The sequence below is a fragment of the Candidatus Marimicrobium litorale genome (assembly GCF_026262645.1).
Lineage (GTDB): Bacteria > Pseudomonadota > Gammaproteobacteria > Pseudomonadales > Halieaceae > Marimicrobium > Marimicrobium litorale.
Genome location: NZ_SHNO01000001.1, coordinates 2,646,292 through 2,669,811 on the forward strand (window position 1 = coordinate 2,646,292; position 23,520 = coordinate 2,669,811).

Annotated in this window: 22 protein-coding genes; 12 read left to right on the top strand and 10 right to left on the bottom strand. The window is 54.7% G+C overall.

Annotated elements, in window-relative coordinates:
- Positions 1 to 29 precede the first annotated feature (29 nt).
- Positions 30 to 1,082 carry a TRAP transporter substrate-binding protein gene (locus EYC82_RS11865; RefSeq protein ID WP_279249746.1) on the top strand — a complete coding sequence of 351 codons (1,053 nt, stop codon included), beginning with the start codon at positions 30 to 32 and terminating at the stop codon, positions 1,080 to 1,082.
- Between the two features lie 40 nt (positions 1,083 to 1,122).
- Here the strand turns inward: EYC82_RS11865 and EYC82_RS11870 are convergent, their stop codons facing one another.
- The 7 genes from EYC82_RS11870 to EYC82_RS11900 all read right to left on the bottom strand — a co-directional run bounded on the left by EYC82_RS11870 (position 1,123) and on the right by EYC82_RS11900 (position 8,267).
- Positions 1,123 to 1,533, bottom strand: coding sequence for a zf-TFIIB domain-containing protein (locus EYC82_RS11870; RefSeq protein WP_279249747.1), 411 nt, complete (start codon positions 1,531 to 1,533; stop codon positions 1,123 to 1,125).
- A gap of 93 nt (positions 1,534 to 1,626) precedes the next feature.
- Positions 1,627 to 2,784: an iron-containing alcohol dehydrogenase gene (locus EYC82_RS11875; protein ID WP_279249748.1), complete on the bottom strand. Its 1,158-nt coding sequence runs from the start codon at positions 2,782 to 2,784 to the stop codon at positions 1,627 to 1,629.
- A gap of 123 nt (positions 2,785 to 2,907) precedes the next feature.
- On the bottom strand, positions 2,908 to 4,101 hold the full coding sequence (locus EYC82_RS11880; protein ID WP_279249749.1) for an MFS transporter: 1,194 nt from the start codon (positions 4,099 to 4,101) through the stop codon (positions 2,908 to 2,910).
- Between the two features lie 210 nt (positions 4,102 to 4,311).
- Positions 4,312 to 5,094 carry an acetoacetate decarboxylase family protein gene (locus tag EYC82_RS11885; protein WP_279249750.1) on the bottom strand — a complete coding sequence of 261 codons (783 nt, stop codon included), beginning with the start codon at positions 5,092 to 5,094 and terminating at the stop codon, positions 4,312 to 4,314.
- Between the two features lie 64 nt (positions 5,095 to 5,158).
- The gene (locus tag EYC82_RS11890; protein WP_279249751.1) at positions 5,159 to 6,040 is read right to left on the bottom strand and encodes an SDR family NAD(P)-dependent oxidoreductase; all 882 of its coding nucleotides are present in this window, start codon (positions 6,038 to 6,040) and stop codon (positions 5,159 to 5,161) included.
- Positions 6,041 to 6,044: 4 nt separating this feature from the next.
- Positions 6,045 to 7,019: a Rieske 2Fe-2S domain-containing protein gene (locus EYC82_RS11895; protein ID WP_279249752.1), complete on the bottom strand. Its 975-nt coding sequence runs from the start codon at positions 7,017 to 7,019 to the stop codon at positions 6,045 to 6,047.
- A gap of 33 nt (positions 7,020 to 7,052) precedes the next feature.
- The gene (locus EYC82_RS11900; protein WP_279249753.1) at positions 7,053 to 8,267 is read right to left on the bottom strand and encodes an amidohydrolase family protein; all 1,215 of its coding nucleotides are present in this window, start codon (positions 8,265 to 8,267) and stop codon (positions 7,053 to 7,055) included.
- Between the two features lie 137 nt (positions 8,268 to 8,404).
- Here EYC82_RS11900 and EYC82_RS11905 point away from each other — a divergent pair, with 137 nt between their 5' ends.
- The 10 genes from EYC82_RS11905 to EYC82_RS11950 all read left to right on the top strand — a co-directional run bounded on the left by EYC82_RS11905 (position 8,405) and on the right by EYC82_RS11950 (position 18,200).
- Positions 8,405 to 9,025, top strand: a complete 621-nt coding sequence (locus EYC82_RS11905; protein WP_279249754.1) for a TetR/AcrR family transcriptional regulator — start codon at positions 8,405 to 8,407, stop codon at positions 9,023 to 9,025.
- Between the two features lie 75 nt (positions 9,026 to 9,100).
- Entirely contained in the window at positions 9,101 to 10,249 is a 1,149-nt protein-coding gene (locus EYC82_RS11910; RefSeq protein ID WP_279249755.1) for a CaiB/BaiF CoA transferase family protein, read from the top strand.
- 111 nt (positions 10,250 to 10,360) lie between these two features.
- Positions 10,361 to 11,371, top strand: coding sequence for an NAD(P)H-quinone oxidoreductase (locus tag EYC82_RS11915; RefSeq protein WP_279249756.1), 1,011 nt, complete (start codon positions 10,361 to 10,363; stop codon positions 11,369 to 11,371).
- Between the two features lie 628 nt (positions 11,372 to 11,999).
- Positions 12,000 to 12,587 carry an NAD/FAD-utilizing enzyme gene (locus tag EYC82_RS11920; protein WP_279249757.1) on the top strand — a complete coding sequence of 196 codons (588 nt, stop codon included), beginning with the start codon at positions 12,000 to 12,002 and terminating at the stop codon, positions 12,585 to 12,587.
- Between the two features lie 71 nt (positions 12,588 to 12,658).
- Positions 12,659 to 14,011: a cytochrome c oxidase subunit II gene (gene coxB, locus EYC82_RS11925; RefSeq protein ID WP_279249758.1), complete on the top strand. Its 1,353-nt coding sequence runs from the start codon at positions 12,659 to 12,661 to the stop codon at positions 14,009 to 14,011.
- A gap of 43 nt (positions 14,012 to 14,054) precedes the next feature.
- Positions 14,055 to 15,812 carry a cytochrome c oxidase subunit I gene (locus EYC82_RS11930; protein WP_279249759.1) on the top strand — a complete coding sequence of 586 codons (1,758 nt, stop codon included), beginning with the start codon at positions 14,055 to 14,057 and terminating at the stop codon, positions 15,810 to 15,812.
- A complete protein-coding gene (locus tag EYC82_RS11935) occupies positions 15,809 to 16,489 on the top strand; it encodes a cytochrome c oxidase subunit 3 (protein WP_279249760.1) in 681 nt (226 codons plus the stop codon). The genes EYC82_RS11930 and EYC82_RS11935 overlap by 4 nt, the downstream gene beginning before the upstream one ends.
- 9 nt (positions 16,490 to 16,498) lie before the next feature.
- On the top strand, positions 16,499 to 17,179 hold the full coding sequence (locus tag EYC82_RS11940; protein ID WP_279249761.1) for a heme-copper oxidase subunit III family protein: 681 nt from the start codon (positions 16,499 to 16,501) through the stop codon (positions 17,177 to 17,179).
- A gap of 9 nt (positions 17,180 to 17,188) precedes the next feature.
- Positions 17,189 to 17,506 carry a cytochrome C oxidase subunit IV family protein gene (locus EYC82_RS11945; protein WP_279249762.1) on the top strand — a complete coding sequence of 106 codons (318 nt, stop codon included), beginning with the start codon at positions 17,189 to 17,191 and terminating at the stop codon, positions 17,504 to 17,506.
- 10 nt (positions 17,507 to 17,516) lie between these two features.
- On the top strand, positions 17,517 to 18,200 hold the full coding sequence (locus EYC82_RS11950) for an SCO family protein (protein ID WP_279249763.1): 684 nt from the start codon (positions 17,517 to 17,519) through the stop codon (positions 18,198 to 18,200).
- A gap of 92 nt (positions 18,201 to 18,292) precedes the next feature.
- Here the strand turns inward: EYC82_RS11950 and glsA are convergent, their stop codons facing one another.
- A complete protein-coding gene (glsA, locus tag EYC82_RS11955; RefSeq protein WP_279249764.1) occupies positions 18,293 to 19,354 on the bottom strand; it encodes a glutaminase A in 1,062 nt (353 codons plus the stop codon).
- Positions 19,355 to 19,452: 98 nt separating this feature from the next.
- Positions 19,453 to 20,859, bottom strand: a complete 1,407-nt coding sequence (locus EYC82_RS11960; protein WP_279249765.1) for a DcaP family trimeric outer membrane transporter — start codon at positions 20,857 to 20,859, stop codon at positions 19,453 to 19,455.
- 302 nt (positions 20,860 to 21,161) lie between these two features.
- Here EYC82_RS11960 and EYC82_RS11965 point away from each other — a divergent pair, with 302 nt between their 5' ends.
- Positions 21,162 to 21,944 carry an enoyl-CoA hydratase/isomerase family protein gene (locus EYC82_RS11965; protein ID WP_279249766.1) on the top strand — a complete coding sequence of 261 codons (783 nt, stop codon included), beginning with the start codon at positions 21,162 to 21,164 and terminating at the stop codon, positions 21,942 to 21,944.
- A 34-nt stretch (positions 21,945 to 21,978) separates the two neighbouring features.
- Here EYC82_RS11965 and EYC82_RS11970 read toward each other — a convergent pair whose 3' ends face one another.
- Positions 21,979 to 23,520 carry an arylsulfatase gene (locus tag EYC82_RS11970; RefSeq protein ID WP_279249767.1) on the bottom strand — a complete coding sequence of 514 codons (1,542 nt, stop codon included), beginning with the start codon at positions 23,518 to 23,520 and terminating at the stop codon, positions 21,979 to 21,981.

Consider the following 23,520-nt stretch of genomic DNA (forward strand, 5'->3'; position numbering starts at 1 on the left):
CCACCGACGGATAGGTGACGGAGATAGCTATGAAAAACAGACGCAGCTTTTTGACCAAGGCCGGGGTTGGCTTGACCGGCGCGGCAGGGCTCGCGCTCGGAGCACCGGCGATACACGCGCAGAAAAAAACCACCATAAAATGGCGCATGCAGACCTATGCGGGACCGGCACTGGCCAAGCACGTAATCAAGCCAGCCATCGACTCATTCAACAAAGTCGCTGGTGGGGACATGCAGATCGAGCTTTTTTTCGCGGACCAGTTGGTTCCGACAGGCGAGTTGTTCCGGGCGATGCAGAAAGGCACGATCGACGCGGTGCAATCCGATGACGATTCGATGGCTTCTCCTACGGAAGTCGCAGTATTCGGCGGATACTTCCCGTTTGCCAGCCGCTACTCGCTGGATATACCGGTGCTCTTCAACCAGTACGGTCTCAATGAAATATGGGATACCGAATATTCCAAAGTCGGGGTGAAGCACTTGTCCGCAGGCGCCTGGGACCCCTGTCACTTCGCGACCAAGGATCCCATCAGAAGCCTCGAGGACATGAAGGGCAAGCGTGTCTTCACCTTTCCCACAGCGGGGCGATTTCTTAGCCAATTTGGCGTAGTGCCAGTCACCCTGCCATGGGAGGATATCGAGGTAGCACTGCAGACTGGCGAACTGGACGGCGTAGCCTGGTCGGGCATTACCGAGGACTACACCGTGGGATGGGCCGACGTGACGAACTACTTCCTGACCAACAATATTTCCGGCGCCTGGGCAGGCTCTTTCTTCGCCAATATGGATCAATATAACAAGCTTCCGGGTCGGCTCAAGGAACTGCTGAATCTGGCTATGGACAGCTCTCACTACTATCGGCAGTGGTGGTACTGGGGCGGCGAGGCATCGCTAAGAGTCTCGGGCACCAAAATGGCGCTCACCACGATACCCGACGAGGAATGGGAGACAGTGGAAGCGGCTGCGGTCAAATTCTGGGACAAAATCGCGTCTGAATCGCCCACCAAGAAGAAAGTGGTCGATATCTTCAAGCAATACAATGCTGACATGCAGAAGGCGGGTCGCCCCTACCGTTACGGATAGCAGCCGCGCGCCTTGTGCAACGGCGCGGGTGGCGCTGTGGTCAGGGTGCTACCGTGTTTCGATCGCCCTTGACGAGTGTACGAAAGCGATCGAAAAGCGATTCAAACTTGAAGTCAGTAAATTCACCGGCATCCATGAAGATGCCATGATCGTGGCAGATCTCATACCAGATATGTTTCTGCTTCGAATCCGAGGTTTTTTCCATTTCCTTGCCACAACGAGGGCATTTAATGTCCGCATGACTGTCCCATATCCAGCCCTCCTTAGGACTACCTGTATCGAGTAGGTGCCCCTCCTTGAGCTCCTTCAGATGGCTTGCCTCATCTTCGTCGAACCATAACCCACCGCAGTGGGTGCAACGGTCAATCACGACATCCCCGTGCCTCACCTCCTCCATGCCGTGGTCACATTTGGGACATTGCATACTGTGAACCGCATTATCGTATTCCATAACCACTCATCCTGTTGATTGCAGCGGACGTCCACGCCTAGTAGGTAAAGGCGTGGGGTTCCACCCATCACTTTCATGTCTGGTGAAACTATTTCAAGCGGCAATCCGGTCCAGAATCCTGTCAACACTTTCCCGGTCAAGCAGACGCGGCACCGGATAGGTGGCACCCTCTTTTATCGCGGCCAGTGCAATATCAGCGAAATCTTTCTTTTTCAGCTTGTCACTGGTTCCTGCAATGCCGACTTCCTCTCTTAGTGCCAGCACCGCCTCGATAAATTGCCGGGACAAGGCATCACTGGAGTCTCCGGGGGAACCAATACCAATCAATTGGGCCAATTCTGCCAGGCGGGTTGCCGTCTCTTCCCGACTGAACTCCAGCACGTGGGGCAACACCAGCGAATTGGCCAAACCATGAGGGATGCCGTACTTGCCGCCTAGCTGATGCGCAATAGCGTGCACGTTGCCGACGTTGACTTGATTGATCGCCATACCCGCGTAGTAAGCTGCCATTGCCATCGCGTTGCGGGCGTCCCTGTTATCACCATCACGACAGGCTGTGGCCAGATTATCGAAAATTAGTTTGATGGCGAGTCTCGAATCCTCGCTGCGGCTGCCCCGCTCCCAGCTCCCTATATAGGCCTCAATTCCATGTGTGAGAGCATCCATACCGGTAGCGGCAGTGATATGTGGTGGCAAGCCCGTAATAAGGTCCGGATCAAGGGCCGCCGCAAGCGGCAGCAGAGTGCCTCCGCTGATAATCCCCTTCTGGTGGGTTGTTGCATCCGAAATCACAGCACCAATGGTGGCTTCTGAACCCGTTCCGGATGTCGTCGGTACGGCGTAAATAGGTAGCACCTCGTGGCGGACTTTCCCGAAACCCACCCAGTCGGCGGGCGCCATATCGCTGGTCGCGGAAGCAGCTATAATTTTCGCCGCATCCATCGAGGAACCACCCCCGATTGCAAGTACGGCCTCGCTGCCATGACTGCGGGCTAGCGCCGCACCCTCCGCCACCTGATCGAACGTCGGATCAGGCAGCACGCCATCATAGTAAGCGACATCCACAGCGGTTCCGGCGAGGGCGGCAGTAGCCTGGTCGACAACGCCCAGTTCTCGCAGGGGTTTGTCTGTGACCACTAATACTTTAGTTACGCCGGTACGCGCGATGTGCTCGCATAGCTGCGCAGAACTACCGCTGCCGGCAAATACCCGGTGGCGCGAATCCGGAGAAAAGAAAACCACTAACTTCATAATAACCATATACAGATTATGAAGTGCCTTTCGCACTGACATCGGCATAAGCTTGCTCCCGCTACGTTACCTTCAACAATCTCGCATAATAACAAATATTAGCCGAGCCGAGGATAAAGCAGATCAACGACTTGGGGCAGGTAATCTCATCACCAGCAACGCCGCAATAACGAGGGTCACCGCCAACCCCGTCAATGCACCGTTGTAATTGCCTGTCTGGTCGAAGGCATAGCCCGCAAGAGGCGCTCCCACGAGACCGAAAGGCAGAAAGAGGGGCATCTGGGCTCCGTTTATCTGGCTGATAATGGTCGCGTCGAAGTAACGACTGTTGAGGTAGGGGTGCATGGGAATAAAGGCGCCACCGCCAAAACCCATGAAACATAAAGATGCCCCGATTCCCACGACACCCTCAGCGTGCAGTAATCCAGACAATCCTACTACCTGCATCAATAACAGGACTACGGCTATCGCCTTGACAGACACCTGCGAACCATCACCCAGCCAGGCGAGGCAAGACTTGCCAGTCAGTCCGGCCACACCCGCAAGCGCGAGGAACCAGCCCGCCTCAGCCGCGCTATACCCCAAGCCGATAAAATGGGGGGGATAGCAGACCGCCAGTACCACAGAAACATTGAGGCCCAGAGCAACGCACAAGCCGATCAACCAGAAAGCCGGCTGGCGATAAAAATCCCGGCTAATTGGCGGTCCCGCGTCGGCCACGCTACCCACTGTACTTCTTGGCACCCCGTTGAGGATGATTAGCCAAAGACACACCAATATCCCGACAGACAAGCCGATGAGCGTCGTACGCCAGTCCAGCTGCGCCATGAGGTTGCCTACCAGAGGAGGTAATATCGCCGCGGCGACACTGATCCCAATCGCGGCAATGGCAAGCGCGCGGGCCTCTCGCCCCGGGTACGTCTTGACCATGAGGCCGTTGACCACTACCGGGCCATAGAACGTCAGTCCAATCGAAAAACACAGAAAACCCACACCAACCAGCAGCAGGGATGGCGCCATACCTACAGCTATCAGTGACAGGGTCGCCAGGGTCGCACCTACCAGCAACAGACGCCGAATAGGCAGACGATCCGCAAGCCGGCCCACCAATGGGGCAATAAAACCAGGAACCACTATCAGCGCGACAGGACCCACGTTTAGCAGAGCAACCCCGACATCAAACTCCTGTGATAACGGCTCGACAAAGAAGCCATAAATACCCACCAAGCCTGGCCCAAGGGCAAGGCACAACATCCCGGCGATAGCCGTTGACCACGACTTCTGGACCGAACAATGGGTTTCTTTATCTAAATGCACGACGTATACGCAGTCTGATACGGCCACTTCGCCAACAAGCCGATAGCATACACGCGATAAAATCGGTGCGCAGCCATTTGCTGATTGCACTGCAAACGCACAGCGGTCGCCACAGCGAAAGCCGCGGAACGGTCCAACCAAGATGATTGGCCAGGAATGGGCGCAACCCCCGGGGAGGAATCATCCCGGAGGTTGTGGTCAGTAAACCGATCAGGCAGCCTTGCGCGGTCCGCCGTTGAAGCCCGGCCAGCGAGAGCCGGATATCGTGTCAGCGAAAGGCAGGAAGCCTTGCGGATCCAGCTCGCCAGCAATGGTCATTTCACGGTCCAGGAAGACCGGCCACCAGAGGTAAGACTCGACCATCTCCTTTTTTGGCAAAAGGCTAACCAGCGGATCCCAGGGACTGTCGCGCAGGATCAGCTCACCCTCGACGTTCTCGCGATGTGCGGTAGCGTACTTGCTCCGCACGTGCACTACGTGAGGCGGATAGTCGAAAGCCGCGGCAGGCCCACCGACGCTGACAGCACGAGAATACTTCAACCACCACTCGTTCTGCTCGAACTCGGGCCCACCATCAACCGGGCCAGTGGACGCGCCCTTGTACTCAGCAAAGGTATAACCCTGATGTGTACAACGCGCGGTAACCTGAGGCCCGAGACGGTAGTATTCGGTGGTGCAGGGATACTTCGGCTGGCCATTGGTTTCCTGGCTAACAAAAATCGCAGACTCCTGATCAATGCCATATCCGAGGGTAAACTCGCCTGCTGTGCCTTTGAAGTTGGCATCCACAGAGGTCACGATGCCGTATTCGGGTTCGTCGGGCACCGGGAAGTTATAGATCGTCAAGCGGACAAAGGGATCGTCACCGGGCTCGATACCCGGCGGCAGCAGTGCTGCAATCTTGTCAGGGTCAGTACGGTAGACCAACTTGAGCATTGGCCAGTTAATAATATCGCCCGGGCTTCCCTGGGGTGCAACTGTTTCATTAGTCATATTATTTATCCCTCTGTTTTACTTCAGTCATTGCTGCGTTTGTTGCTGCTTACATGATGGCGCTCTAGCCCACCATGGCTGGCACGGGCGTTTCCCGATTGAGAATCATGTCCGCGCGAGCACGTATTTTTGTGTCGGTCTCGGGAGTGGTTTCCAACAGCCAAAATGCATTTTTTTCAATACCCTTGATTGCCATATTCGCCACTTCATCCGGATGAGTAGTCTCGAGTTGAATACCGAATTCCTCACACATCTTTTTCATATCTTCTACCGAGTTAATGCCCGACTCATTGCCGTCAACGCCTTCTTTCTTCAAATCTTCAGGACGCACGCGACCTGAGTTGAACAAGCCCGTATCAACAACGTGAGGACCGGGGAACAGCGCGCTCACTTTCACAGCCAAATTACCCGCCTGCACTTGGTAATGCAGGTTTTCCGTGATGGCGTGGACCGCCGCCTTCGTCGCGGTATAAATCGGTACATCTGGAAGAATGGTGTAGGCGCCGTTACCGGAGCCTGTCACGACAAAATGTGATTCCTTGCCGGAGGCAACTAATCGAGGCATAAACGCGCGAATGCTGTTAATCACGCCCCACACATTCACGTTCATAGTCCACTGCCAATCCTTCTCGGAGTAATCCCACATGGCACCCGTTTCACCGGCGCCGATACCCGCGTTGGCAAACACGAGGTCGATACCACCAAAGGCATCAGCGGCCTTATCGGCGACCGCATTCAGGCTGTCGATCGAAGTGACATCACAGTGTTCAATCAACGCGTCAATATTTTCCGCACCGAGATCTTTTTCAATCTGGGCCATTGCTTTCTTGTCGACATCGCCCACAACAATTTTTGCGCCTTTCCGACCCAGCGCAAAGGCCAATGAGCGACCAACGCCACTGGCACCGCCGGTAATAATGGCAACCTTGTTATTGAAATCCTGCATAGTGTTACGCGATCTCCCGCTTGTCTTCAGAGGTGAGGTAAAACTGGCGCACCCACTTGCGGAATGTCACAAGGGTTTGGTCGGCCTTACAAAATACCGGGCGGTGTTTGTGAACCTTGTTGGCCCAGATCGGATAGTCGTCACTGATGCCAGCAATGATGCCTTTCATCACATCATCACCCGCCAGGTCTTCGATCTCGCGGCGCACAATCAGAGTCCAGCGCATCAGCGTGGTGTGCTGGTCTATAGGCTGCGGGCTGTTATACATAATCATTTCAGCATTGGGGCCATAGGTATTGCGCACCATGGCGAAACCGGGGCTGTAAGTCGTGGCATGCAAGTGCCCCGGAACGTCCGCGTCAACCATCTCTGAGTGCAAATGCATGGTGCGGCCATCATCGTCAATCGTAACGACCGAGTCGGGGATTGAATTGTTGTTATGCACAAACTGAAAGTGCACCGGGTCACAGGAATTCTCGCAAATATCCTGCACATGGGCAGGCACCAAGTGCTCGGTGTATCGAGGGCTGGTCCAGTTCGGATCACCCAGTTCAGGCAGGTCGGGCAGCGCCCACTGGGGGGGGGTATTTTCCGGGTGGAACCAAACGTAAGCCTCGCCGTTTTTCTCTTCCGAATGCCAGGTGCGTATTTGTGCGCGGGTTGGAATCTCATCGCAGTACGGGATGTGATTGCACTGGCCGTCGTCAGCCCCAAACTGCCAACCGTGAAAAGGGCAGCGAATGTTTTCGCCAATCACCCGCCCCTCGTGGCCCAGGTGAGCCCCGAGATGAGGGCAATAGGCGTCCTGCACCGCCACGCGACCAGAGCGCGTTCTGTACAGCACCAGATCTCGATCGAAAGCCTTTATTGCCTTCACTTCCCCCACGAGCAGTTCGTGAGAGCGAGCCACGGAGAACCAACCCATAGGAAAGTTCGGGGTGGCGTTGGTTTTAGATTCACACGCTTCGACGATACTCATTGCTTCACTCCTGTGTATCAGGATTGGGTTGCGTTAGTTAAAGAGCGAGGCTTCGGGTCCGATTTCGTCGGCGACCGCTCGCAACTTTGATTTGTCCAATCCGTAAAAATCTACCGCATTGCCGCCCAGAATTTTACGTCCGTCGTGCTCGGGCAGACCAGAAAAAGTGTCTTTGTAATACTGCTTTGTGTTCGGCCAGGTGCCCTCGGGGTGAGGAAAGTCACTGCCCCACATAATCTTGTCCAGGCCGATTTCATCTCGCGCTTCGATATCGGCACGTCGCACGCAAGAGGCCCCGATACCGACATTGCGCTGAAAGTAGCCGCTCGGCGACAGGGAGAGGTGGCTTTTGAAGTCCCCCAGCTTGGCGGAAATATCGCCTTCACTGTACTGGAAGTCCAGCAGGCGCAACCAGGGCGGCAGCATGAACATGGTTCCGCCCTCGACGATCATTACCTTCAGCTTCGGAAAACGCTCGAACACGCCACCCCAGATCATGAAAGTGAGGGGGCGATACAGCCACCACATGACCTCAGAAACAAAGACGCCCATGGCGCCGGGGAATTCATCCCGCCTGTCCTCGGCCGGAAATCCGTCACCGAAGTACTCCGCGTGTGGTGCCGGGCCGGAATGAAAGTGAATAATCACTCCAAGGTCTTCACAGACTTCCCAGAAGGGATCATACTTGACGTGGTGATAGGCGTCCTGCTGATACCACATAGTGGGAATCATCACGGCTTTCAACCCATTATCCACGCACCAGCGCACCGCTTCGACAGCCTGATCTACATTCCACAAAAGGGGGATAGATGCTACCCCGATATGGCGCGCCGGGTCGTTGGCGCAGAGTTCTGCCAACCAACGATTGTGGGCCATAGCGCCAGCCCACTGTAATTCGGGCACCATGTCTTTGGGCGACAGGCCGAGGCCTGCGCCGAAGGGCGGCGTGTTCTTCTCGGTGATGCCGTCGGGGAAGATCACCTCCGCGGCGATACCGTCCTTTGTCAGCATGTTCAGACGCTGCCTGTAATCCCAGGCGCCGGTAAGCTCCTGCTCAACCGGAGCACGCCAGGCATCGTTGATTTCTTTGATCAGGAACATTTCTTCCGACTTTTCCATCATATCAACAGTGATGGGCACGGCCATATCCAACATTTCGTGGTACTTTGTCTCCACGTAGGGTTTGTAATCGGCGATAGGCAGGCCGGCGTGGCAATCCGTGGAGACGACCAGAATACGATCAGACATGATATAAAAACTCTCTGCTGGGATACTGTGTTACTGAATTTACACCTGATATTAGCTAACCAAATGAGCAAGCTTGCACATTTGTATACAAAATAGTTTAATAGATAACTGATTGCAACCCCCCTGACGGAAATTTCATGGAAACGGCAGAGGCACCCCTGGGCCGCCGCGAGAAGCGCAAATTGGAGATCCGTGCGCGCATCGAAGATGCGGCTTACGCCCTGTTCCAACGTCACGGTATAGAAGAAACCAGTATCGAGCAGATATGCATCGAAGCGGACGTGGCCCGGCGCACCTTCTACGGGCACTACCCCAACAAGCACGCCCTGCTGGGTGGGCTGGGCATCTCGAAGCTGTACAGTCAGATGGGCCCCATGCTGCAGCAGCTCATGGCCAACCACCCCACTACCCGATCCCGTCTTGAAGCCATGATTGACTACATTGAGTCGAATTTCGCCAGCATGAACGAGATCGACCGACAGCTGATCGTCATCGGTCCCTCGGTGATCGCCCAGGACAGGGAAAAGCAGGCCGAGCTTGGTAACACTGCCATGGAAAGTTTTGTCGGCCTGATTCATGCGGGCAGGGAGCACGGCGACGTGAATACAGAATTTTCCCCCGAGATACTCGCCTCGGTGGTCGTGGGCACATTGAATACCCTCACCACCAGTTGGGCCCTCGACCACAGTTTCCCGGTATTCGCCAAACTGGAAGAAGCCCGGGGCGTATTCGAACGCCTGATCTGCAAAGACAACTGAGCTGTCGCATTATTGCCCCCCGATACCGAAACGGGCACGCTCTTGCGCAGTATCACTGACCACGGAGCTGACACCATGGGACCTCTACAGGGACTCACCATCGTTGAAATCGCCGGTATTGGACCCGGTCCCTTCGCCGCCATGCTATTGGCAGACATGGGCGCCGACGTGATCCGGGTAGAGCGTCCCGGCGGCAGCTTGTTCACCTCTGTACACAACCCCAAGCTCGACTTTCTCAATCGCAACAAGCGCTGCATCAGCGTCAACCTGAAAGAGCCCGACGGTGTGGATACCGTGCTGTGCCTGCTGCAAAAAGCAGACGGGCTGATTGAGGGGAATAGACCCGGCGTTATGGAGCGGCTCGGCCTGGGTCCGGATGTCTGTCTCACCCACAACCCGGCACTGGTCTATGGCCGCATGACCGGCTGGGGACAGGAGGGGCCGATGGCGCAGGAGGCAGGCCACGACATAAATTACGTGGCCTTGAGCGGAGCCCTTTATCCTATTGGGCGACGGGGTGAGAAGCCCGCGATCCCGCTAAACCTGGTGGGCGATTTTGGTGGCGGTGGTTTGTGGCTTGCCTACGGCATGGTCTGCGCACTGCTGGAGGCGAAGGGCTCAGGGCAGGGGCAAGTCGTGGACGCTGCTATGATCGACGGCGCCGCCACCCTGATGGCCAGCACCTTCGCCGCGCAGCAGGCAGAATTCTGGAGCGAGGAACGGGGTACCAATCTACTGGACTCTGGCTCTCATTTTTACGAGGTGTACGAAACCAGCGACGGCAAATACATCTCTCTGGGGTCTATCGAACCACAGTTCTACGCCGCACTGCTGGAAAAGCTTGGCGACGACGCGGTACATTTTGAGCACCAGTTTGATGCGGAAAACTGGCCTGCAATGAAAGAGAAAATGGCTGAGGTTATCAAGCGCCGCACCCGCGACGAGTGGGACGCGATAATGGCTGGCGCCGATGTCTGCTATGCGCCGGTACTGGCCATGAGTGAAGCGCGACACCACCCACACCATCAGGCCAGGGAGTCATTTATAGATGACGGGGAGGTTTGGCAACCCGCGCCGGGGCCGCGCTTCAGCCGCACTCCCGGAGAGATCCGTCACCCGGCGGCAGAGATCGGCGAACATACCAAGGCGATTCTGCGTGAGTTTGGCTTCAGCGAGGAGGACATTGCGGCAAGATTGGCCAGCGGCGCTGTGGTCGGCAAGTAACCGCAAGACCCCCACGGAACCTCTGCCGCGTCCGTTAACGACGGGTCCTCGATTCGTCGGCTTGTGGCACAATGCCCCCTCACGCACACCGCACAATAATTGAGCCCTTCCATGTCGACAAATACGATCCCCCAATACTGCCGGCACGTTGCCGTCGATGCGGCAGACTCGCCTCTGCACATCGCAACCGGAGCAGTACCCACACCACATGCCGACGAAATACTGATACAGGTTGCAGCAGCCGGCATTAACCGTGCAGACCTGCTGCAGAGGGCGGGTCTGTACCCGCCACCGGAAGATGCATCCCCGGTCCTCGGTCTGGAGGTCGCCGGTACTGTTGTCGCCACCGGCGACTCAGTCGAAGACTGGCACGCGGGCGACGCTGTCTGCGCACTGACACACGGCGGCGGCTACGCTGAATACGCGGTCGCTCCTGTCGGGCAGTGCTTGCCCGTCCCGACAGGCTTCAGCATGACGGAGGCGGCAGCCCTCCCCGAGGCACTGCTCACTATTTGGCATAACCTCTACCAGCGCGCGCGCTTGCTGCCGGGTGAACGGGTGCTGATTCATGGCGGCGCAAGCGGTATGGGCACCATGGGCGTAATGATGGCGAGTGCTCTCGGTGCAGTCGTCTACACCACCGCGGGCTCGGATGAAAAATGCAGAGCGCTGGAAGCGCGCGGTGCCACTCGCGCAATCAACTACAAGACCGAGGACTTCGAGCAGGTACTGTCCGATCTCGGCTTGCGCAATGGCGTGAACGTGACGCTTGACATGGTGGGGGGCGATTACATTCAAAAGAACCTGAATCTGGCAGCTCCCGAGGGCCGCATCGTGAATATCGCCTACATGCGCGGTTTCAAAACAGAAGTGAATTTTGCTCCCCTGTTGATAAAACGCCTGGTGATGACCGGATCAACCCTGAGAGCACAAACCTTCGAACAGAAAGCAATCATGAAAAACGAAATCATGACCACAGTTTTTCCGCACCTTGAGAATGGCGACATACGTCCTGTTATCGACAGCACCTACCCACTGGCAGAGGTGGAGCAAGCACACGCGCGCATGAAGGAGGGCACGCACATGGGCAAGATTATTCTACTCATGGAGCAGGCATCCTAGTGCTACCCCCATGCCTTGATCGACTCGAGAAGCCTGTAGTGGACTGTCCGCGTCTGCGATGGCCGATCCCGTATCCGCTAAATCGCATTGTTTTGAGACTGTCTCGCCAATACACCGTGGCACCGGCATAAACAGCTTCAGCCGTTGCGGAAATCGGTACGCTACCCAGTGTCTTGCCGAAGACAACCTGCATCGCGCTGCCGGCCCAAGCTAAACGCGGCACGGTCCATTTGTTACATCTATTTAGAATATGAAAAAAAACACTTGTAGCGAAATAGTCTTAAAAGCGGCCAACTCACTGCATACATAGCCTCTTCTTTCTAAAAAACACCCTTTTATACCCGGTTTTTATACTGTTCAGCGCTAAAGAAAAGTTGTTGATATTTCATTATGCGCTTAAAAACACGGTTTTTACCCTGCGAAACGGCGCTCGCTCGCTTCGTTCTATGCCGGTGCTATACTCAAATACAACCTCGGCGTCAGCATCGTCAGACCGGAAGCAAACGTCTGGCCGCACGACAAGAGAAGTCGGCAACCGCCCGATTTTATCGTGGCTTTTCCGACTTTTCCCTGACACGACGCCTGATCCGAGTGCTTGCTTGCCAACAAAAATAAAGGGGCACAGCGTATGAAGCGTCACTTCTACATCAGCGAAGACCTGGATGATCTTGAGATCGTTGAGCATCAACTTGAAGACGCAGGGGTTATTACTCCGCAGATTCATGTGCTCAGCGAGGATGACGCTGGGGTCACGGCCCACCGTCTTAACGATGTCGAAGCAGTGTTACGCAAAGACGTTGTTCACGGCACAGAACTGGGAGCACTGGTGGGCATATGCACCGCTATCTTGATCCTCGTTGTTGCCTGGTCAACCGGTATCGCCGATACAATTACCTGGGTACCACCGGTTTTCCTTTCCATCATTATTCTCGGCTTTTGCACCTGGGAAGGCGGTTTCATCGGTATTCAACAACCTAATTACGATTTCAAGCGCTTTCAGGACACCCTGCGGTCGGGCAAGCATGTATTGCTCGTCGACGTAAACCAGAATCAGGAGCATATCCTGCGACAGGTGACCAATGAGCATCCCAAACTCACCCCTGCCGGTGAAGGCCATTCGGTACCGGGATGGTTTATGGGATTGAGAGGACTTTTCGAAAATACTATAAAGGATACCGCTTGGCGCACTACGAGTGTGCACTCTAGAGAAAAGTAACAGATACGAGACACCCTAAAAAATAAAGATTCCCCCCTGTCTGCCTGCGGGCGGACAGACAAGGAGTGTGAATGAAAATTGTAGTCGCGCTGGTCCTGCTCGTTCTCGGTTCCATTGTCTTTCACTGGTTAAGCCCCTGGTGGTTAACCCCACTCGCAGCTGATTGGGGAGAGATCGATCTCACTATCGACATCACTCTTTACATAACAGCGGTTGTGTTTGTCGCGGTTAACCTCTTTCTCGCCTACTGCGTCTATCGCTTTCGCTACAGCCCCGATCGGCGCGCCGAATACGAACCTGAAAACAAGAAGCTCGAAGGCTGGTTGACCGCCATCACCTCCATAGGTGTGATCGCGATGCTTGCACCCGGCCTGGTGGTATGGGCGCGTTTTGTCGACGTTCCCGAAGATGCACACGAGGTCGAGGTCGTAGGTCAGCAGTGGCAGTGGAATTTTCGCTTACCGGGAGAGGACGGAATACTCGGCGAAGTTGATGCCGCACATGTTGGGCTCAACAACCCGTTTGGCATGAACCCTAATGACCCCGCCGGTAACGATGATGTACTCGTCAACACGAATGAATTGCACCTACCTATCGATCAAAATGTCAGATTATGGATGCGCTCCAAAGACGTATTACACGACTTCGCTGTGCCGCAGTTCCGCGTGAAGATGGACATGGTCCCAGGCATGGTGACCTACGCTTGGCTCAAGCCCACAGTGGAGGGCAAGTACGACATACTGTGTATGGAACTTTGCGGTATCGCCCACTACGCCATGCGGGGCTATGTAGTGGTGGACTCACAGGAAAACTATGACGAATGGCTTGCGGCCCAGTCCACATGGAGTGAAATAAATGGTCGCCCGCCGGGCGACCCGGTTGCCGGCCAAAGCCAGTTCGCCACGTGCGCGGCCTGTCACGGACAGAACGGCGAGGGAAATATCGCGATGAACGCGCCCGCGCTTGCAGGATTGCCCGCGTGGTATATCGCCCGCCAGCTTGAGTACTACAAGCAGGGTATCCGGGGCGCTCATGAAGACGATATTTACGGCAAACAGATGGCGCCCATGGCTAACATGCTGGCGGACGATCAGGCCGTGCGTAATGTCACCGCCTATATCGACACGCTGGAACTGGCCGATGCGGCACACACAATCGATGGCGATCCGACGAAAGGCGCAAGTCATTATGTGTCCTGCGGCGCGTGCCACGGCGCGCAGGCACAGGGGAACTACGCTCTGCAGGCACCGCGCCTTGCGGGGCAGGACGACTGGTACCTGAAACGCCAGCTTCAAAATTTTCGCGAGGGTGTTCGCGGCACACACAACGAGGACAGCTATGGTCACCAGATGGTGCTGATGGCCCGCTCATTAAAGAACGAAGATTCTATAAACGACCTGCTGGCTTACCTGAACACACTGTAACAAGTGCAACAGGCGCAGGGCACTGGACTGAGGAACACACAGCATGCAACACGTGGCAATCGCTGACCAACCGGATGAACTCCACGACCCACAGAGTTTTATAGCCAAGTATGTATGGAGCCAGGATCACAAGGTAATTGCGATCCAATACGGCGGCACCGCTATTTTTGTCGGGTTGATTGCTCTCGTGCTGTCCGGGCTGATGCGGTTGCAACTCGGTTTCCCCGATACATTCGATTTTATCGATCCTAGCTCCTATCTGCAGTTTGTCACCATGCACGGCATGATCATGGTTATCTATCTGCTGACTGCACTGCTGTTGGGCGGTTTTGGCAACTATCTGATTCCGCTCATGGTAGGTGCCCGGGACATGGTGTTCCCCTTCATGAACATGCTGAGTTACTGGGTATATCTGCTATCCGTACTAATCCTGCTGGCCAGTTTCTTTGTGCCGGGAGGGCCCACCGGAGCGGGATGGACGCTTTATCCACCACAGGCGATCCTCGAGGGTACACCCGGTTACGACTGGGGCATCCTGTTGATGTTGGTTTCGCTGGCGGTGTTCATCGTTGCGTTTACCATGGGTGGACTGAATTACGTGACTACCGTATTGCAGGCGCGCTGCCGCGGCATGACGCTTATGCGTATGCCGCTGACGATCTGGGGAATATTCACCGCTACCGTGCTGGGCATACTTGCCTTTCCGGCGCTGCTGGTAAGCGCCATTATGATGATTCTCGACAAGACCCTGGGCACCAGCTTTTTTATGCCGGTCTTGGTCTCGCTGGGCGAGTCACTGGAATACACCGGTGGCAGTCCCATTCTGTTCCAGCACCTGTTCTGGTTCTTCGGTCACCCGGAGGTATATATCGTTGCCCTGCCTGCCTTCGGCATGGTGTCGGACGTGCTGTCAGTGCATGCTCGCAAAAATATTTTCGGATACCGCATGATGGTTTGGGCCATTGTCGCTATCGGGGGCTTGAGCTTTATTGTCTGGGCACACCATATGTATGTGAGTGGCATGCACCCTGCATTCGGCTTTTTCTTCGCGACCACCACACTGATTATCGCAGTGCCTACAGCTATCAAGGTATACAACTGGGTCCTCACACTGTGGCGCGGCAATATCCACCTCACGGTGCCCATGCTGTTTGCAATAGGCTTTATCTTCACCTTTACCCACGGCGGGCTGACTGGCTTGTTCCTCGGTAACGTCACTATCGACCTGCCGTTGTCAGACACCTATTTCGTGGTAGCACACTTCCACATGGTAATGGGTGTATCGCCAATCATGGTGTTGTTCGCCGCTATTTATCACTGGTTCCCTCTGATGTCGGGAAAGATGTTCAACGAGACCCTGGGCAAATGGCATTTCTGGTGCACCTTCCTTGGCACCTACGCTATTTACCTGCCAATGCACTATTTGGGTTTCCTCGGAGTGCCCCGGCGCTACTTCGCTATGGGCACGACAAATTTTATTCCTGAAAGCGCACAGACTCTCAACGCGCAGATCACTATCGCAGCGCTTCTCGTTGGTCTCAGCCAGTTGATCTTCCTGTACAACATACTTTGGAGCTTGCGATACGGCGAGAAGAGTAAGAAGAACCCATGGGGTGCGGCCAGTCTCGAGTGGCAAACACCGGACCAGCCCCCACGCCATGGAAACTGGGGCCCCGAACTGCCGGAAGTGCATCGCTGGGCCTATGACTACAGCGTGCCTGGCGTTAAAGAAGACTTTATTCCACAAAACCACCCGGTCACCGCTGAAGAACGCACAGATGGCGAGGGAGGTCACGCATGAAGTTGTTGAAAGTCCTTGGGACCAAACCCTGGCTGCACGATACCGAAGCCGGCGGCGTCGCTGCTTATGCAGGCCCGGACAACGAAGCCGCCGCGCGCATTGCTTTGCGGTTTGTTCTGGCCATTGTCGGCGTGCTGTTCTTTCTCTTTATCATCACTTTTTTGTCGCGCTCACAATATCCCGACTTCGAAGCACTGGCCGGCGCACCGTGGCAGCCATTCACCGACCCCACTCGGCTATGGTTTAACACCAGTCTGCTCTTTATGGCCAGTGTGGCCATGCAGTGGGGCCTTGGAGGCACGCGGCAAGGTAAACTGAATGTCGCTGTCACAGGCATCAGTGCTGCCGTCTTCTTCACCTTGATGTTTATCGTCGCGCAAATGGATTTGTGGCTACATCTGCAATCTATGGGATATTACATAACCTCTAACCCCGCCAACAGCTACTTCTATGTGCTCACCGCGATTCACGCACTGCATCTTATTGGCGGGCTGGTTATTTTATCCAATGTTGTCTTTCGTGTGTGGTACGACAACAAGCTCGAAAGCCTGGCGGCACCACTGCAGCTTTGCACTACCTACTGGCATTTTTTGTTCGGGGTCTGGCTGGTGCTGTTCGCACTACTTTCTAGCAGGCCGGAAACTATTAACGCGCTAGCGGCAATGTGCGGCTTCTGAGGCTTTGCAATGACAAGTGAAACAGATAAGAGTGCTACCTACACTGAGCCCGGCGTTGCGGGCTTAGTATCTGACTGGGCCGCGGATAAGCAAACCTTCGATATGCCCTGGGGCAAGATCATGATGTGGATCTTCCTCTTGTCAGATACTTTTATCTTCAGCGTATTCCTCACCAGTTATATGAACGTACGCATTTCGGCAACGGACCCATGGCCCAACGCCAGCGAGGTGTTTGCGCTGCAAATATTCGGCGAGTATGTGCCGTTGCTGTTGATTGCCATTATGACCTTTATATTGATAACCAGCTCCGGGACGATGGCCATGGCGGTTAACTATGCCTACCGGGGAGACATAAAAAAAACAGTGTGGCTTATCGTTGCCACCGCACTTTTCGGTGCGTCTTTCGTAGGAATGCAGGCGTTCGAATGGAGCAAATTGATTGAAGAGGGCGTCCGCCCCTGGGGTAATCCGTGGGGCGCATCCCAGTTCGGTTCTGCATTTTTCATGATTACCGGCTTTCACGGCCTTCACGTAACCGCGGGTGTTATTTACCTTTTGTGGACTGCACGACGGGTTGGCTCGGGTTACTACGAGGGAAAAGACCTCGCAATTGTCGAGATTGCCGGACTCTACTGGCACTTTGTAGACCTGGTTTGGGTGTTTATCTTTGCGTTCTTTTACCTGTGGTGAGGTGACAGTATGAGTGAAACAGCGGGCCAGCAGCATCCAATTGGTATCTACCTGAAGATATGGCTTCTGCTTTTTGTGTTCAGTGCGTTCTCCTACGCGGTCGACTACTTCCAGCTGCAGGGTTCCCTGCGCTGGACATTGATACTCATTTTTATGTTCCTTAAGGCCGGCTTGATTATTTCCATCTTCATGCACGTGCAGTGGGAGCGGCTTTCACTCAAGTATGTCCTCTTTTTGCCTCTCACAGCCATCGCTGTGCTAATCATACTAATGGCCATTGAGGCCGATTATACCTATCTTACCCGACTGATATTTTTCGACCGCTAGGCGACAATCTATGAATGTATCTGCCAAAACGCGGATGTTTCGCGGCTTCCTTGTCGCCAATGCCTGTATCGCTTTGGTCGCGGTGCTTATATTACTGAATCGACCGCCAGCTCCGCCCTTAATACAAGGAGTGCTCTTACCCGAGGCCCGCGCGCTACAATCATTCGAGCTATTGGACCACCACAATCGAGTATTTGACAACGAGGCACTCAAAGGCCGTTGGCATATCGTCTCTTACGGTTTCACCACCTGTCCGGATATTTGTCCAACTACGCTAAATCAGCTTGTAAGCGTGAGCAATCTGCTGGAGGCCCAGGGCCGCGAGAACGATTTGCGCGTGCTTTTTTACAGTGTGGACCATCGCCGTGACACGGTAGACCAACTCGCTTCCTATATGCCGTTCTTCAATAAATCCTTTGTGGGTCTAACCCATGCGGACGATAGCGAAAACCCTCACCTGCCCTTTGAAAAAGGTCTCGGCATTGTGGCGCAGTTGGTCCCGAAAACAGGCGACGATGTTAACCCCGCGGACAACGAGTACGAAGTCAACCACGGGGTGACGCTGTTTCTGCTCAACCCAGAGGGTAAACTGCAGGCGATCTTTGAGCCGGACTACCGAGGCTCCGGGTTTCACACATTCAGCCCTGAACGCGTAGTGCAGGACTATCTCGAGATTCGGGATTACCTTGGGTAGCGTGGCCCCCGCGCGCATTAAGTTTTACAAATATAAAACGCGCGGTTGCGGATGATTTTCTTTTTGCCGCCGGAAGCAATCGCACCCCCTTTTTACATCACCGCTGGCAACTTGCGGGGCTTGAAAATGTTGAGGTCGAATTTGTCCGAGATATAGTCAATCGCCTCCTGCGCACGAACGCTATTGCCCGCCTCGTTAAGTCGGGGAGAGAAAGCAGCAATGGCCAAAACGCCAGGCACCACAGACACAATACCACCACCTACACCTGTTTTACTCGGCAAACCGGCCGTGTAAGCCCATTCACCTGACTCGTCATAAAACCCGGCTGTCAGCATCACAGCCAGCAGGTGATGGACGTATTCTTCCTTCATGAGGCGCTTACCCGTCTTGGGGTTAACGCCGCCATTAGCCAGCGTAGCGCCCATAAAACCCAGATCCGTGGTCGAAACTCCGACAGAGCACATTTTCGTATAAACGCGCAGGGCATCCTCCGGCTCGCTGTAAAGGCGGCCGTAGTTATAAAGTAGGTTAGCGATCGCACGGTTAGACCATGAAGTGGTGATTTCTGATTCGTACACCTCATCCATCACCTTAAGCTCGGTGCCTGCAAAATCTTTCATGTTCTGAAAGACCTTGTCCCAGCGCTCCTCTTCGTTCTTGGCTTTCACCATGCTCACCTGGGCAATGGCGCCGGCATTCACCAGTGGATTGACCGAGCGCGCTTTTATCAGTTCCATTGCCAATTTCGAGTTGAACGGTAGGCCTGTCGCCTCCACCCCGATTTTTTCCTGTACCTCCTCTGGCCCGTACTCTTCCATCACCAGCGCCAGGTTGAACGGCTTGGATGTAGATTCAATGGCAAAGATATAGTCTGTATCGCCGGCAGAATATACATCGCCGGCCTTGGTAACGATCACCACACCAAATAGCTCGGAAGGCACGGTCGCGAGGATTGGAATATAGTCCGCATTCTTGCCGTCCTTCAAACCCTTGAATTTCTCATAGGCCTCATCGACAGCATTCTGCAACTCAACGCCTGTATAGCTGTAAGGTCCTCGTGCATACGCCTGTGCACAGAGCGTGCTCGACAGTGCGATAATAAAAACGAAACTGATAAATTTGTGTAGCCTTGTATTTTCTGGACAATTTGCCATTTTACTATCCTCTGTTTAAACGAGATTCTGCAAACACCAATCATACCGCGTGTTGGCCATAGTGAATGTTGTGGCGCCACTGGAGAGTACGGTTCAGATCACCGCGCGAAAAGATTGCCCGAGTCAAAGTTGACCTGCAGCGAGAACTGCACACGATAATCAGAGCCCTTGTTACCGTCGATATTCTCGCGCTGCCCCCATATAAACTCACCGCCCATCATCACATTGTCCAAGGGGTAGTGCAGCAGATTGATCTGCGCAATCTGCCCCTTTTCGAATTCATTGCCCGCTTGACCATCGTCTGTATTGAGGTCAGTCATAGACCAGCCAAAGGACGTCGACCAGCGTTCATTCCAGTAGTGATCGTAGTACGCGACGATGCCCAAAATGGGCACGGTCCCTGCCTTGGCGCTGTCCAAATCAGCTGAGTCCGGCGCGATATCCACACCACCATCATTCATGTAATTGCCCACGCCTTCGCCATAGACAGCCTCAAGCTTCACGTTGTCCTGACCCCAGGTGTTCAGCACCGTACTGGCATTGATACCCCAGCCCACCTTGTAACCATCATCACCGTTGTCCAGTCGCTCGTAGCCAAGCTTGCGCACGATACCCGCCAGCTTGTAATGACCGAAATCGCCATTTTTCTGATAGGACGCTGTAAAGTCGGGCAGGTCGTTGTGCGCCTGGAAAATATCAGCGGCGGTAGAATCTGTAGAGGCGCAGCCCGGCTCAGGATTCGGCAGGTCGCAGGCCTTTACATTGCGGAAACGTCCAACCGTGAATGAGGTGTTGGGATCCTCCAGTGAGAAAGACAACATATCCGGACCCAACGGTATAGAGTATCGCGCCTGCTGATTTCGATAAAACACCATGCCGGTAGGCCCCCAGTAATCGATAGTATTGGGGAACACACCCGGGTCCATAAAGTTGGACCAGGTCTGGCCCATGCCGAAATTCTTGTACGTAGCCCAGGCATGCCGCAAGCGCGGCGTGGTCTGGCCTTGATCGCCCCCCACTCCAAACAGTTCAGCCTCCAGCAGGTAAGTCACATCGGGGCCATAGTCGCCTTTCACACCCAAGCGCGACTGGCGCACACTGAAAATAGATTCGCCATCATTGCCGTAAGTCCCACTTTTGGTGGGAATCGTACTAACGCGCAAGGTGTCGTTCCAATCAGGGTCGACGCGCTTGAAGTCGTAGATGGCATCGGCTCTGACAAAACCGTATACCTCCATACTAAAATCGGGCTTGGCCTTCTGCTCGGTTACCGATTCAGTAATAGTTTCGTCGACAATAACGATGTCTTCAACGATGGCGGCCTCACCAGCCTTGAGTCGCTGCAGCTCAATATTCATATTCTCAAGCATTTTTTGCTGCTGCTCGACAAGCATTTCGAGCGCTCGAATACGTTCGGAATCAGAAGAGGCCCAAGTAAAATCTGAGCATAAGCAAAGTACCGCAGCAAACACGACCGAGGTGGTGGAACTCAGGTTGCCTTTCATCTTGATTCCTCAAACATAACGTCATCGGAAGCGCAAAAAACGCGCAAGTGCCGATCTAGGCTAAGTCTAACCATAAAACGAAAAACTGCCAGCCCTTTCATGACAAGAGAGAGCTCAATCAGTGTCAGACCCAGCCGAAATTCAATACCCTATGCCGTCAGTGAACCGTGGCGTGAATGCCCGTCCAACGTGAACGGCTAATCGAAGCGCCACGACCGCAGCTGGATGAAACGACGGCACCGGCAATGCTTGAATGAATGTGATAGCGTCATGCTTTTATCAGTGGCTACTTGGGAGCAGTAATGGCTTTACGGTTCGGAGACATCAATGTTGCACTGCAGGGACATGTGGCTCTGCTGGAAATCTGCAGACCCCCGCACAATTTTTTTGACATAGCCTTGATTAATGATACGGCGGCCGCGCTGGAAACATTGGATAAGGATCCCGAGTGTCGTGCCGTTGTGCTCGCCTCCAAGGGGAAATCATTTTGCGCAGGCGCCGATTTCAACCAGAAGGCTACCGTATTCGATGACGCAACAGAGCAACAAGGCAATCCACTGTACGCTGCAGCGATTCGGATTTTCAACTGCAAAAAACCACTCATCGCCGCCGTGCAAGGCGCGGCAACAGGCGGCGGACTGGGCCTCGCGGTCGCGGCGGATTTTCGGGTGTGCTGTGAGGAGGCCCGGTTTACAGCGAACTTCGCAGCCCTTGGTCTACACCCAGGTTTCGGACTGAGCCACACGCTGCCACAGCTCATTGGTCAGCAACGCGCTAACCTGATGTTTTATACATCTCGACGCATCAAGGGCGAGCAGGCTTACGAATGGGGTCTCGCAGATATTTTCACCACCCAGGAAAAACTGCGTGAAGAGGCGCTGGCCTTTGCGGCCGAGATCGCCGCTAATGCCCCACTGGCGTTACTGTCGATAAGGGCGACGATGCGCGAAGGGCTCGCAGGCAAAGTAAGCACAATGACCGACCATGAGAACCGGGAGCAGTTGCGCCTTTCTGCGACTGAAGATTTTCAAGAGGGCATCCGCGCCATGACCGAGCGCCGGCCAGGTACTTTCAGCGGACGCTAGCTGAACCGGTGCGAGCTAGTGTCAGCGAGTCCTCTCAGGGAGGCGTCCCTCCGGCACCGGCAGCACCCATTGCACGTTGCTGCAGCATCTGCTGCATGTAGGCCATCATTTTGTCGACGGTAAAGCTCGCCGTAGGCTGACGCGGCGGGAACTGCCGGAAAGTCATCAACCATTTGCCCACCTCCTGCTGCACCGGCACGAAAAGCCACAGTTGATCCGCGAAGAAGCGAGTATACAGGCCCGAATCGAGAGACGTTTCGTAGGGGTCAGAGCGCAAGTGGATCATCCGCGGGAAGTTTAGCGACTCACGCGGGCCACCCCAGCCGTCCATTTGCAGTGCGAAATGGATTTTCCAATCATTCCAGCGCATAGCATTGAAGTTGGCATTGTCGTCGAAGTAAAAAATCGTCTCACGCTTACCCGGCCCCGTGCCCGAAAGCAAATCGGTTTGGTCATATCCATCGAGATGGACCTTGAATGATTTGTCTCCCGCTGTATAACCCTTCTCCAATTTCTTATCGATGTCCTCGACGCCTGCCGCAGAGGCCAATGTGGGAAACCAGTCCTGATGAGAAAATATGTCATTGATGACGGTACCGGGCTGCACCACCCCGGGCCAGCGAATCAGCGCTGGCACGCGAAAACCACCTTCCCAAGTTGATCCTTTTTCGCCACGGAAGGGTTCTGCACCGCCGTCGGGATAGGTGTTAGTCTGAGAACCATTATCGGTACTGTAAATGACAATGGTGTCATCCTCGATGCCCAGCGTCTGCAATTCGTTCAGCAATTGACCGACTTGATGATCGTGCTCCATCAGACCATCGGCATAAAGACCGTAGCCCGACTTGCCGTCCCACTCGGGAGACAAGCGAGTCCAGATGTGCATCCGCGTGGCGTTGAACCAAACGAAAAAAGGCTTGTTGTCTTCGTGGGACGTGCGCATGAACGTGAGCGCCGCGTCAGTAAACTCCTGGTCGATAGTCTCCATCCGCTTGCGCGTCAGGGGCCCCGTATCCTGTATCTTGCCGTCAGCAAAAGAATGAATCACGCCGCGGGGCGCAAAACGCTTACGAAAGTCGGGGTCCTTGGGATAGAAATAGGTCTCCGGCTCCTCTTCCGCATTGAGGTGATAGAGGTTGCCCAGAAACTCATCGAATCCATGGTTGGTCGGCAGGAACTTGTCCTTGTCGCCGAGATGGTTCTTGCCGAACTGGCCTGTCGCATAACCTAGCGGCTTGAGAATCTCGGCAATGGTCGGATCCTCCGCCTGCAGGCCGATCTCTGCGCCCGGCATACCCACTTTCAGAAGCCCGGTGCGCAGGGGGTGTTGCCCGGTTATAAAGGCGGAACGCCCAGCGGTACAGCTCTGTTCGCCGTAGTAATCAGTAAACAGTGCGCCCTCGTTGGCGATACGGTCGATATTGGGCGTGCTACCGCCTAGCATGCCGCGGTGATAGGCGCTTATGTTAGACCAACCAATATCATCTCCCCAAATGACAAGGATATTCGGCGTTTTCGCATGAGCAGTGAGGGATAGCGCGAACATGCACAAGAACGTCAGGTATACTCTTCTCAT